This window comes from Pseudoalteromonas sp. NH0006-46 (assembly GCF_057547735.1).
The window spans coordinates 522,440-535,554 of sequence record NZ_BAAJML010000002.1 but is presented as its reverse complement, the minus strand read 5'-3'; the positions used below and the strand labels follow the sequence as shown (position 1 = coordinate 535,554).

Below are 13,115 nucleotides of genomic sequence, written 5' to 3'. Positions count from 1 at the left end.
ATTTTATGTATTTTTTTGCGCCACTCTCTGCCTTCTTTGCTAAACTAATAAAATAATAAAACTTAACGACTCAGGCGACACTTTAATAATGCCTAGAAAAGTTCATCAAAGCAGTATTCGTAAAGCACTTATAAACTTAATCATGCTTATAACTGCTATTTGCTTGTCGTTATCGATTTCTATATCGACTTACCTAAGTGTTAAAGAGCAAAAACAATTAATAGTTAGTAAGCTCGTTATTCTCGCTGAAATTGTTGCCTTTGACGCAGGAAAGTCAGTTTTTGAAGATGACAGAGAAACAGAAGAAAAACGCCTTAAATACTTTGAAAAAATCCCTCTAGTTAAAAACATACATGTTTATTCTATTGAGCAAGCATCTCAAAAGCCTGTTTTTTTTATTAGTTTCAACGCAAAAAAAACGCCACCAGTCCCCCTCAGAATCGACAGTATTGAGGAACTAAAAACACCACGTATAACCAACGAAGATATTGAACTAATAAAGCCAATTTTTCATAATGAAAAGCTTGTTGGCCATGTATACATGCGCGGTAGCCTTGAAAGCTTAGACGATTATATAAAACAAAAAATAGTTGTGGATGCCTTACTTACTTTATTGATACTTGTTGTTGTGTATTTTATTGCAATAAATGTTCAAAAAAGAATAGCCCGACCGATAGAAAGATTGAGTATGCTATTACAAGACGTATCAAAAAATCATAACTACGATGTACGCGCACCTGTAACCGACGTAAAAGAAATATCAGCGCTTTCAAACAGTTTAAATATCATGCTTACACGCACTCAAAAACAACTGACCCGCCATGAAAAAGACAAAGAAGAAATTAAACAGCTTAACCAGGGGTTAGAAGAAAAAGTAAACCAACGAACCATAGCCTTACGAGAGGCAAATCAAGAATTGTTGTCAACCCTTGAGCGTATGCATCAGTATCAAACACAAATTGTTGAAAATGAAAAAATGGCATCCCTTGGCCAAATGGTCGCCGGTGTTGCGCATGAAGTTAATACCCCAATAGGGCTTGGCATTACTAGTTCAACCTTGCTGCGCGATAAGTTAGCTGATTTACAAATTAGCTTTGACGACAAAAAGCTGACTTCAAATCAATTAAAGCGCTTTATTGATGAAGGCATAGAAAATTTAGATTTAATTTACCGTAACTTAAACCGTGCAGCAGACTTAATTTCAACTTTTAAAAAAGTAGCGGTTATTCAAGATGATGACGTAACTACCTACATCAATATTCATAAGTTAATAACGGATGTTTTGACATCAATAAGCTCTGAACTTGAAGAGAAAAAACCTGTTATAAACATAAATTGTGCAACCGACTTAACAATAGAAAGCAAATCTGAACCACTACAACAAGTATTTATACAACTACTAACAAACTCTCTGCTACATGGGTTTATAGGTAATGAAAATAACGAAATACAGTTTGATGTGGAGTTAACGGGTAAAAAACTCACTATTATTTACAGTGACAATGGCCAAGGTGTAGACAAAAAAATTAAACATAGGATCTTCGATCCTTTCGTAACATCAAAAAGAGGGCAAGGAGCGAGTGGACTAGGTATGCACTTAGTTTACAATTTAGTAACACAAGCTTTAGGCGGCCACATATTAATTGATTTAGAAAAAAAACACGGTGCGCGATTCATCATAACCATCCCTTAAAAGTGAAGTAACCAAGTGTATTTATTTGCTTACACTCCTTGAATTACTGCTTATCGACCATATTTATGCTTCATGTGACAAGTAAGGGTAATAGTTATCGTTTATAGAGCGCAATTTTTTGAACTTTATTACTTTTGCGATATCACATACATTGATGAAAGATTAGATAGTGATATAATTTAACTTTGAATTAGTCTGATTATTTAACAGTTTTGCATAGTCAGCCGGTCCATAAATTTTCAAAGTAAATGAACTTCATACGTGTAATGATCAATTTAACAGTAGTTTTTGCACGGGCTTTTTGAGCAAACTTTGAACTCTTGCTGTTTTATTTTTATCCAACTTGTTTTTTCTTGTTAACAATTGGATATAATCCTATAATCTCTAGTAGTCGGATTTATACTAAATACCGATTTTTTGTAAATAAAATATTCCAAAAAGGTTAATTAATAATGCAAACGCCAGTCATTCTAATCGTAGAGGATGAAGACGTAACTCGACTAAACCTCGTTAGTTTATTTGAAGCTGAAGGTTACAAAGTTATTGAAGCCATTGATGGCGATGACATGCATGACAAGCTTACAAATAACGACGACGTTAATCTCGTAGTTATGGATATCAATCTTCCAGGCAAAAACGGCCTTATATTAGCCCGTGAACTACGCCAAAAACGCAAAGTAGGCCTTATTTTCTTAACAGGTCGTGATAACGATGTTGATCGTATTTTAGGGCTTGAAATTGGCGCTGATGATTACATTACTAAACCATTTAACCCTCGTGAATTGACTATTAGAGCTCGCAACCTTATTACGCGTACAGGTCTAAGTGATGATGAATCAGCGCTTGAAACCAATGGCGTTATTACATTTAACGGTTGGGAATTAGATGAAAACAGCCGCTGTTTAACATCTCCTAATGGCGATGCTAAACGCTTACCTAAAGGTGAGTATAGAGCATTGCGTTTAATGCTTGATTCTCCGGGTCGTATTTTTAGCCGTGAACAACTGATTAAACATATGACTGGGCGTGAACTTCGTGCAAACGACCGTACTGTTGATGTAACTATCCGCCGTATTCGTAAGCATTTTGAAAGCGATAACTCTACATCAGAGCTTATCAGCACCATTCATGGTGAAGGCTACCGCTTTATTGGTAAAATCGACAGCTAATCAGCGTTCATTCTAATTGCTGTAGAAATAAATGAAGGGCATGTTGTCCTTCATTTATTTTATTTGCCAACACGAGTAGCCACTCCTCAAGCACCTCATCTGACTCTTCTATTGCGCCGTACTCCATCACTTTTGCATGCAGTTGAACATCGTTTAAACCAACAGAACCTGCAGCACCTTTAAGCTTATGCGCAACCGATTTATACTCTTCCCTGTCGCCTGTATTTAATGATGTAAGTAGCTCTTGTTGATACTGCGGATTTAGCTTTTCGAATAGCTGACTGCTGCGCCGAAAAATAACTAACCCCATTGAGTTCACAAAGTCTTCTATTGTTTCAACATCTAGCAAATGTGCATCAATATCTTTAAGTGCCTCGTCGGTTACTTTTAGCTGTGGCTCGGTGCATTGAGCTTGCTTAATATCAAACAAGTCAGCAAGCATTTTATCAAGCTTTACTGTATTGATAGGCTTAGCTAGAGCGCCTTGAATAGAAATACCTTCAAGCTCTTCTTCTGCACTTCTTACATTAGCGGTTAGTGCAACAATAGGCAGGTTATCAAAATGACTATCGGCACGAATTTGCCTTGCAACTTCGTCCCCATTTATATCGGGTAGCTGCATATCAAGTAATACTAGATCTAGGTCATCTTCGGTATCTACAAACGAAAGAGCATCTTCGCCTGTTTCAGCCCATAACACTTCGTGACCGCGTTGTTCTAATAAATTAGTAGCTATTTCTGCATTAAGCGGTACATCTTCAACAAGTAAAATGTAAAGCTCTCGTCCAACATAGCTCTGCTCTGTGGGGGCAATACATAAACTAAGCGGTATTTGTACTGTAAAACAACTGCCCTCACCCTCTGTACTATTTACTGTAATACTGCCTTTCATTGCGGTCACTAGGGCTTTGGTTACCGCAAGACCAATGCCTGAACCAATGGCATTTGTGCCTTGTAAGTCAGGTGCTTTGTAGTACATATCAAAAATACGAGAAAGCTGATCTTGAGGAATACCTTGCCCTGTGTCTGATATTTTAATAACTAACCACGGACCTTCAGGGCGATTTTCACGGCTACATTCAAGTATTACTTTGCCATGCTGGGTAAACTTCACCGCGTTATTTATCAGGTTCCAAACCACTTGGCGTAAACGAGTGGGATCAAGCAGCGCATATATGTCTAGCTTACCATTTCGTTCAATATCAAACTCCAGCCCTTTTTGCTCTGTAATTAAACCTGCAAAATTCACAACATCGTTTATAAAATCAGATACATTGATAGAGTTTGCAGCAATATCGAGCTGTTCTCTGTCTATTTTATCTAAATCTATAATGTCGTTAAAAATATTCCCGAGCGTCTCTGCACTTGAAAAAACCGTATTACACCAACTGCGCTGCTGCTTATTAAGGTCGGTATCAAGCAACATGCGTGTTAAACCCACAATACCATTAAGCGGTGTACGCAACTCATGGCTTAATGTAGCAATAAACTTACCTTTATCTTTATATGCGGTTTCAAGAGCCTCAGCGGCTTCTTTACGGCTAGTAATATCACGCCCAAAGCCAAGCAAACCAATGTAGTCACCTTCATCGTTTATAAAAGGAAGTTTTCGCAATTCAAACCAGCGTGTTGCACCATCAACTTCATAACCTACATCGATGGTGATTGCTTTGTGAGTTTGCTCTACCTCTTTGTCTGTGCGTAGTACTTCAGATAAAAAGTCATTTGGAAATATTTGTTCTACCGTTTTACCAATGAGCTCACGGCTTGATTTCCCCATTACTTCTTCAAACATTTTATTGCAGCCAGCAAATACCCCATTGTTGTCGCGGTAATAAAATAAATCGGGGGATGAATCAACAATTGAGCGCTGTAACATGCTTTGCTGAGCTAGCTCTTGCTGTGTTTTTTTGCGCTCTGCAATTTCTCTACGAAGCTCTTCAATGGCGCGATGTTTGGCATGAAAGGCCATTTTACGTTCATCTATTTCAATATTAAGCCGATTAATATTATCTTTAAGTGTTTGGTTTAATAGCTTTTCTTGTTTGGTTGCGCTATCTAAGTAGGCGTATGAAGCGTCTAACTGACGAATTGAGTTTATAAGTACGCTAATAATTAGAGGTGACACTACAGCTGAAAAAAATACCACAGCCAAAATATCTACAAGAAACAATTCACCTATCGCTACGTAATAAAACATACTCGATAAAATAAGAGACGCAGCTAAAAATAAAGCGTAACAAATGGCAGCCGTTTTTAACTCGCCAAATCGCGCTATAGAACTTGAAAGCACCCGAACCCAAGGGCTCAAAGAATAATCGGTCATACGTAGTTTTATCTCTTTGCTGTTTGCTTAAATATAAGTAAGGCAATGCTATTTTACAGATTTTAGCATTTTTCTATTCGCTATTTTCGTGTTGTGCGACAAAAACAGTAAAAATTCATACGCGATTTTGACTGGCAATAAAGTCCTCGTTTCAGCCACTGATTATTTCGTGTAAAATAAGGCGCCTTATCATTGCCAATAACGAGTAACATAGCATGCAAACCAATATGCCCGATATAGCCGACACCGCTCCCGCATTACAAACAGGTAAATTAGACTGGGTTGGCATGGGTGAAATTGAACTGCCATTTATTTTTGAATCGCGTGATTTAAGCCCTGTTACCGTTAATGCTAAAGCGCGCGCATTTGTAAACTTACATAAAGAAGACGCCAAAGGCATTCATATGTCGCGCTTATTTTTAGCGCTTGATTTACTCTCAACAGAGCAACAAGTGAATCCTAAAACAATTGGCCAAGCGCTTAATACCTTTATATCAAGCCATGAAGGCTTGAGTAATAAGGCGCAAATTGAGTTTAAATTTGAGCTTCCACTTCGGCGCAAATCTCTTTTAAGTGGGAAAGCTGGCTGGAAAAGCTATCCAATTACACTGACAAGTACAATTGAAAACAATATTATTAGTTACGAGCTAACTGTTGATGTTACCTACTCATCTACTTGCCCTTGTTCGGCAGCACTTGCACGCCAGCTGATACAAAACGCATTCAGCGAAAAGTTTAACCAAGACACACTCAACCAAAAAGACGTACTTGATTGGCTTGGCACAACACAAGGCATTGTGGCAACACCTCACTCGCAACGCTCAATTGCTAACGTAAAAGTTAAGCTCGATAGCAACATCCAGGAGTTTGATGTAGTTAACTTAATAAACACCCTTGAAGGCGAGCTCAAAACGCCAGTACAAGCGGCAGTAAAGCGTGAAGATGAGCAAGAATTTGCCCGTTTAAATGGTCAAAATTTAATGTTTTGCGAAGATGCAGCACGTAAAATTAAAGCAATATTAGAAGCAGACAGTTACGCAGATTACTGGCTACAAATAAACCATTACGAATCGCTTCATGCACACGATGCCGTAGCTGTTGCTGTAAAAGGTATTAACGGCGGGTATAAAGCGTAAAACACCTGCGTTATCTTAAATCGCCATTCGGTAATTCATATACAACTTAGGCACAGTAATTGCTTTAACAAAACAGTGTCAATTTGTTGTTATGGAGTTACCGTATGGAATTCGCTTTATTGTCGATTTTAGTATTAGTGGTAGGTGCATCAATTGCCGCGTCAAAATTTAGTGACGACGGCGGTAATCCTTATCCTTTCAAACGTAAACAAAGCGTATTTACGCAAGTAGAAAGCGCCTTTTTAAATCTATTAGAGCGTGCTATTGGCGATCAATACAAGATTGTGAGCCGAGTTAAACTTATTGATGTCATCGACTGCAAAGAAGGCTTATCACCTAAATCAAAACGCGCTGCTATTGCCAAAGCCAAAAATAAGCAGCTTGATTTTGTGTTAATCGACAAAGAAAAGATGACCATAGTTGCCGCCGTTGATTTAGTAAATAACGCCAACAAAGATGGCCATAAAGCACAGCGAGACTGGTTTGTGAATGGCGCTTTAGAAGCTGCAGGTATTCCACACATTCGCATGAAGGTAAAAGCAGGCTATCGTCCATCAGAAGTACGCGATGCCATTATGTTTAAGTTAGGCAAACCTGCACCAACAGCTCAGCGCCCATTGCGCAACCGAGTTCACAAACCTGCCGTTTTATCACCTTCACAAGCTAAAGCCCATTCAACAGCATTAGCCGAAATATAATTATCAAGTGACTAAACTTGCATTAAAGCGAGCATTTTAAATGTCTCGCTTTTTTGTTTTTTATTGTTAACTTCACGTATAATCATGCTATTCAAACTCAGGAATCAAACACTATGAATGTTGGTATTATTGGCGCAATGGAGCCAGAAGTTAAAATATTGCGTGAAGCAATGCAAAGCCCAGCTATTTTAACTAAAGCAGGTTTTACATTTTACACTGGTGAATTAGCGGGTTGTACAGTTACTCTTGTTCAATCAGGTATTGGTAAAGTAGCATCAAGCATTGCAACTACATTACTTATTGATAACTTTAAACCTGATTGCGTTATTAACACCGGCTCTGCTGGCGGTTTTGATCCATCATTAAGTGTTGGCGATGTCGTCATATCGTCAGAAGTTCGTCACCACGATGTAGACGTAACCGCTTTTGGCTACGAAATTGGCCAAGTACCGCAAATGCCTGCAGGTTTTGTTGCGCACCCTAAGTTGGTTGAAGCAGCACAACAAACTATTGCACAAATTAGCGAAGTTAAAACCTTGGTTGGCCTTATTTGTACTGGCGATACTTTTATGTGTGACCCTGTTCGTATTGATAAAGCGCGCAGCGACTTCCCTTCAATGCTTGCAGTAGAAATGGAAGGTGCATCTATTGCGCAAACCTGTCATACGCTTGAAACACCTTTTGTTGTTATTCGTTCAATGTCTGATATTGCAGGTAAAGAATCGCCACAATCATTTGAAGAGTACCTAGAAACAGCATCAATTAACTCATCTAAAATGGTTGTTGCTCTGCTTGAAAAGCTAACGGCTGTAACACTGTAAATGCTTAGCAATATTGTTCAAAACCATTTGGACTTTATTGTATTCATAATAGCGCTCCTTGCTGAGCGCTTTTTACCACTCGTTAGTTGGTACCACCCTAATACCGTTTTAGTGGCCGTGTTTCGCGCCATGGGCAAACGTATTTATAGTAAACAAAATACAAACAGCTACCACTATTTAGCAGCCATCCTTGCCAGCGTGCTGGTGCTCAGTGTTATTTTAATAATTATTACTTTACTGCTTGAATTTGCATTTTACCCCGAGTTACTGGCAGGCCTTATTTTATACCTTTGCCTTGAAAGCCAAAGCCTCAACAAAAAAGCGCGTCGTATTGCAAAGTTGACCAAGCAAAACCAAAAGTCAGCCGCGCGCGAACTATTAAAACCGATACTCGCACGTGAAGTAAGCAAGCTTTCTACAGCCGGCATTATTAAAGCACTTATAGAGAGCTTAATACTTCGCACTGCCCGTTATTACTTTGTAGTTATATTTATTTTTTTACTTTTAGGCCCCATTGCAGCTCTTGGGTACCGACTACTTACCTTAATGCAGCAAGCATGGCGCCATGATGTTTCACCAAACAGCGCATTTTTAAAACCATTAAAGCTTATTTTATTTGTTATTGAGTATATTCCGGTACGTTTATTGTCCCTAACAATTGCTGCGAGTAAGGCCACAAAACAAAGTATTCATTATATAAAACACTATGGCCAACACTTCTATCAAACAAATACAGGGTGGTTACTCAGTGCATGTTCAGCATCACTTGGCGTGCAACTGGGTGGGCCCGCTATGTATTTTAATAAGCGGTATAACAAAATGCGTGTTGGTACTGATAGGCTACCTAACGCTGACGATGTGCCAGCCGTATTAAATCGGCTTAATCAGGCGCGTGCCTTTTGGGTACTCGTTATTGTGTGTATTGAAATTCTAAAAAGCATTTAAGCTTTACTTAGTAAAAAATTGAATATAAAAAAACCAGCCTCAGCTGGTTTTTTATTCCCCGTATACTTAAGCTACGGTAATGTTTGCAAACTTACGTTTACCTACTTGATAAATATCTGTTGTGCCTTTTGCTATTTCTAGTTTGGTATCGGTGATTTTTTCTTCACCGTTCAGTTTAACTGCACCTTGTTTTATCATGCGCATCGCTTCTGATGTACTGGCAACTAAATTAGCTTCTTTTAATAAGTTAGCGATTAAAATAGTGTCTTCTGCAATGGTTATTGTCAGCTCAGGAATTTCATCTGGCAGCGCTTTTTTCTGAAAACGTTGAATAAAATCGTTGTGTGCAGCTTGTGCATCTTCTTCACTATGAAAACGTGCAATAAGCTCTTTAGCAAGTTCAATTTTGATATCACGCGGGTTAGTACCCTGCTCAACACGTTCTTTTTGCGCTGCTATTTGCTCAATCGAAAGACCACTTAGTAAATCGTAGTAACGCCACATTAATACATCACTAATCGACATCACTTTACCAAACATGTCATTAGGTGCATCAGTAATACCAATATAGTTACCTAAAGATTTAGACATTTTTTGAACGCCATCAGTACCTTCAAGTAATGGCATCATTAAAACAGTTTGTGGCTTTTGGCCTTCAACTTTTTGAAGCTCACGCCCCATAAGTAGATTAAAGCGCTGATCAGTACCACCAAGCTCTACATCTGACTCTAAAGCAACCGAATCCCAACCTTGTACTAGCGGGTATAAAAATTCGTGTATTGCAATTGGCTGTCCGCCATTGTATCGCTTTTTAAAGTCATCACGCTCAAGCATACGCGCAACCGTTTGGTTAGCAGCTAGTTTAATCATGCCTGCTGCGCCTAACTTTTCCATCCACGTTGAATTAAAAGCAACGGTTGTTTTTGCAGGATCAAGAATTTTGAAAACCTGCTCTTTATACGTTTCAGCATTGGCAAGAACATCTTCACGGGTAAGCGGTTTGCGTGTCACGTTTTTACCGGTTGGATCACCTATCATGCCCGTAAAATCACCAATTAAGAAAATAACTTCGTGACCTAAGTCTTGGAAAGTTTTCATTTTATTAATTAGTACTGTATGCCCTAAGTGTAAATCTGGCGCTGTTGGATCGAAACCCGCTTTGATTTTTAACTTTTTGCCCGACTTTAGTTTTTCAACTAACTCGTCTTCAATTAATATTTCTTCTGCACCGCGTTTTATCTCTGCAAGAGCGGTTTGTAAATCCACAGTCTATTACTCCAAAATTCTGCCAACAAAGAGGGCTACTAGTTGTTTTGTATAACCTTAGTTTAACAAGGGCTAAATCAAACTTATATGTGCAACTAACATAACAAATTTCTACCTAATTAAAACAACTTTTTAAGTGATTAATGCAACTAAATAAAATACGCACAGTCTGAGGTAAATTAAGCGCTAAAAAGGCATATAAAGCCCGATTTTAGCGTAATTCAGCGCGATTTAAAATCTACAAAGCACTGGTATTCGCACAATATTAGGTATATCCTGCAATATTATGTATTTATTATCTTGACAGCAGAAAAAGGCACGTTATGGTTCACGTGGTTAATACCCTCCCCAAAAAACACAAATTGCTTATCTTATGTTTGGTTTCTGCTATTGCCGCCTTGACGTTTCTTCCATCTGAGAAAGCAACCGCGTCTAAAGACAACAATGCAAATGCATTAGAGATTGGCAAGCGCTACGAGCTTCAAGTTAAAGTTGATGACAACGAAAAATTAACCGAGTTAAATTCAGAGCAAGCAGCCGAAAAACTTCCAGAATACGATTTAGTCGACCACCAAGTAAAAACGGGCGATAACTTAGCAATTATATTTAAACGCGCGGGCTTTTCAGCGCAAACTCTACATAAGCTAATTAACACTAACGCAGAAACTCGTAAGCTAACTAAAATTCACCCAGGCGAAGTACTGAGCTTTGCAACCGGTAAAGATGGCTCACTTGCGCAATTGCGTTACGTTATTTCTAAAACAGATACGTTGTATGTAACTCTAGACGACGAAGGGAACTACAATACATCTATAGATAGCAAAGAAATAGAAACGCTGACCAAAACAGCTGGCGGTGAAATTTCTAGCAGCTTTTGGACTTCTGCAATTGCAGCGGGTTTAAGCGAGCGCCAAATAATGAACTTTGCTGATATTTTTGGTTGGGATGTGGACTTTGCTAACGATATTCGTAAAAACGATCAATTTGGTTTAATTTATGAGTCTCACTATGTTGAAGGCGAATTTATCGGTACCGGTAAAATTATAGCGGCTGAGTTCATTAACCAAGGGCAACGTTTTACAGCAATTCGACACACCGACGGCAATTTTTATACCCCCGAAGGCCGTAGTATGAAAAAAGCATTTCTACGTGCCCCCGTTAATTTTAAATATATAAGCTCGAGTTTTAACCCGCGTCGCTTACACCCAGTTACAGGGCAAGTAAAAGCACACCGTGGTATTGATTACGCTGCACGTACTGGCACACCCGTTGTTGCATCGGGTAATGGTAAGGTGGTTAAGGCAGGTTACAGTAAGTACAATGGTAACTACGTATTTATTAGCCACGGTACACAGTATGTCACCAAGTATTTACACCTTAACAAAAAGCTTGTTAGAACAGGTCAAAAAGTAAAACAAGGTGACAAAATTGGTACTGTAGGTGCTACAGGTCGAGTGACTGGCGCGCATTTACATTATGAGTTTTTGGTTAACGGTGTTCACCGTAATCCTAAAACGGTTAAATTACCAAAGTCTGAGCCACTCCCCCGCTCTGAGCTTGCTAAATTTAAACCTATTGCCGAAAACTTTATTGCTCAATTAGAGCGTAATCGCGAGTTACAACTAGCACTTAAGTAACCGCGTTATTAATTTATTAAAAAGCCCTTGCAGGTTTAACCTGCAAGGGCTTTTTTAGTATCTTTGTGTTAAGAATAAGCTAGTGAGCTCACATAGAGCCGTTCTTCATTAAAGGCTTTGCATCTTAATTTTATATTAATAGCTTTACACACCTAATTCATTAATACATAAATAAGTTGAATAACTAAAGAGACCATCACTAATGGCCAAATATATTTACTGTATTTTGCCGCCCCCTCAAGCCCTATTTTGCTTTGGTACTTTTCAAGTAATGGGATCAGTATTGCCAACGCTACAAATAAACACACTAAAATAATAATTACGTTCATTAAAAACCCTCTTTATGGCACTTCACAGCCTTTAGCGCTTTCATATAGGGCATACCAATGCTCTCGGCTTAAATGAACATTAATAGCCTCACACGATGCGTTTATACGCTTAGCGTTAGTGGTGCCAATAATGGGTTGAATCGATGCAGGGTGGCGCAGCAGCCACGCAAGTACAATTGCCTCAGCAGAGGTACCATAAATTGCAGCAAGTTTATTTACTAAAATACTTGTGTTGATATCGGCTTGCGACGCCTTTGATAAATCGCCACCGGTATATAAACCTTGGCACAAGCTACCCCAACTTTGTATTTGAATATCAAAGCTGCGGCAGTATTCAATGCTACCGGGCGTAAAGTTAATGTCTTTACCGTCGCTGTTACCAACATACAGACCTTCGTCTATAAATTGATGTTTTTGCAAACTGGCCTCTATTTGATTAGCAACAATCGGCATATCAAGGGCATGCTGTAAAAAGTTGATTTGGTGTTGCTGCATGTTTGATACGGCAAAATGTTTTACTTTGCCACTTTCTTTTAAACAGCTAAATACACGTGCAACTTCATCAACTTCCATTAAAGGGTCTGGACGATGAAGCATTAGTACATCAAGGTATTGCGTATTTAATCGCTTAAGTGAGTTTTCTACCGACTGCTCAATCCAATCTGCTGAAAAGTCATAGCGCTTAGGGCCCTGGTCGTCAGCAAATTTTATTCCGCATTTTGACTGAATATACATGTGCTCTCTAAGTTCTGGTCGCTCACTCAGTGCCTGACCAAATACCTGTTCTGCTTTACCAAAAGTGTATATATCTGCATGATCAAAAAAATTAATGCCGCCTTCAATCGCGTTATCAATGCATTCGTGGGTTTGTTTAAGATGTGCGCTGGTAATTGGGTCTTTATTCCAACCGCCTCCCAACCCCATACATCCAAATACAAGTTTACTAACATTAGGTAAATAGTGAGCCAGTGGAGTGTGAAGCATAATGACTATCCTTAAAATTGCGAAGAACCACCACTTTAAACAAAAAACTTAAAACAAGAAACCATTAACGAACAGAAATTCAGGGCAAAAAAAAGCGCAGTAAACTGCGCT

General features: G+C 38.8%; 11 protein-coding genes. 7 read left to right on the top strand and 4 right to left on the bottom strand.

Translation table 11 applies throughout. The annotated features are described in order from the left end of the window. Positions 1-88 precede the first annotated feature (88 nt). Positions 89-1,693, top strand: coding sequence for a sensor histidine kinase (locus AC27I2_RS07275; RefSeq protein WP_058552102.1), 1,605 nt, complete (start codon positions 89-91; stop codon positions 1,691-1,693). Positions 1,694-2,145: 452 nt separating this feature from the next. Next, positions 2,146-2,862 carry a two-component system response regulator ArcA gene (gene arcA, locus AC27I2_RS07270; protein WP_006794331.1) on the top strand — a complete coding sequence of 239 codons (717 nt, stop codon included), beginning with the start codon at positions 2,146-2,148 and terminating at the stop codon, positions 2,860-2,862. A gap of 7 nt (positions 2,863-2,869) precedes the next feature. On the opposite strand, the gene arcB is transcribed toward arcA, so the two are convergent. After that, complete coding sequence (gene arcB, locus AC27I2_RS07265; protein WP_487203868.1) at positions 2,870-5,188, bottom strand: aerobic respiration two-component sensor histidine kinase ArcB; 2,319 nt, start codon at positions 5,186-5,188, stop codon at positions 2,870-2,872. Between the two features lie 215 nt (positions 5,189-5,403). Between arcB and folE2 the strand changes: the two genes are divergently transcribed. The 4 genes from folE2 to AC27I2_RS07245 all read left to right on the top strand — a co-directional run bounded on the left by folE2 (position 5,404) and on the right by AC27I2_RS07245 (position 8,788). Continuing rightward, the gene (folE2, locus tag AC27I2_RS07260; protein WP_487203867.1) at positions 5,404-6,324 is read left to right on the top strand and encodes a GTP cyclohydrolase FolE2; all 921 of its coding nucleotides are present in this window, start codon (positions 5,404-5,406) and stop codon (positions 6,322-6,324) included. 104 nt (positions 6,325-6,428) lie between these two features. Beyond that, the gene (locus tag AC27I2_RS07255; RefSeq protein WP_006794335.1) at positions 6,429-7,022 is read left to right on the top strand and encodes a DUF2726 domain-containing protein; all 594 of its coding nucleotides are present in this window, start codon (positions 6,429-6,431) and stop codon (positions 7,020-7,022) included. A gap of 113 nt (positions 7,023-7,135) precedes the next feature. Next, entirely contained in the window at positions 7,136-7,843 is a 708-nt protein-coding gene (mtnN, locus tag AC27I2_RS07250; protein WP_487203866.1) for a 5'-methylthioadenosine/S-adenosylhomocysteine nucleosidase, read from the top strand. After that, on the top strand, positions 7,844-8,788 hold the full coding sequence (locus AC27I2_RS07245; protein WP_058404822.1) for a cobalamin biosynthesis protein CobD/CbiB: 945 nt from the start codon (positions 7,844-7,846) through the stop codon (positions 8,786-8,788). It abuts the gene before it with no gap. A 66-nt stretch (positions 8,789-8,854) separates the two neighbouring features. Here the strand turns inward: AC27I2_RS07245 and tyrS are convergent, their stop codons facing one another. Then, entirely contained in the window at positions 8,855-10,054 is a 1,200-nt protein-coding gene (tyrS, locus tag AC27I2_RS07240; RefSeq protein WP_058552097.1) for a tyrosine--tRNA ligase, read from the bottom strand. Between the two features lie 323 nt (positions 10,055-10,377). Between tyrS and AC27I2_RS07235 the strand changes: the two genes are divergently transcribed. Beyond that, positions 10,378-11,691, top strand: a complete 1,314-nt coding sequence (locus tag AC27I2_RS07235) for a peptidoglycan DD-metalloendopeptidase family protein (RefSeq protein ID WP_487203865.1) — start codon at positions 10,378-10,380, stop codon at positions 11,689-11,691. Positions 11,692-11,843: 152 nt separating this feature from the next. Here AC27I2_RS07235 and AC27I2_RS07230 read toward each other — a convergent pair whose 3' ends face one another. Both AC27I2_RS07230 and AC27I2_RS07225 read right to left on the bottom strand, forming a co-directional pair. After that, positions 11,844-12,020 (bottom strand): hypothetical protein, encoded by a 177-nt coding sequence (locus AC27I2_RS07230; RefSeq protein WP_487203864.1) that lies wholly within the window; start codon positions 12,018-12,020, stop codon positions 11,844-11,846. A gap of 12 nt (positions 12,021-12,032) precedes the next feature. Continuing rightward, positions 12,033-13,004 (bottom strand): aldo/keto reductase, encoded by a 972-nt coding sequence (locus AC27I2_RS07225; protein ID WP_058404825.1) that lies wholly within the window; start codon positions 13,002-13,004, stop codon positions 12,033-12,035. Positions 13,005-13,115: the final 111 nt, after the last annotated feature.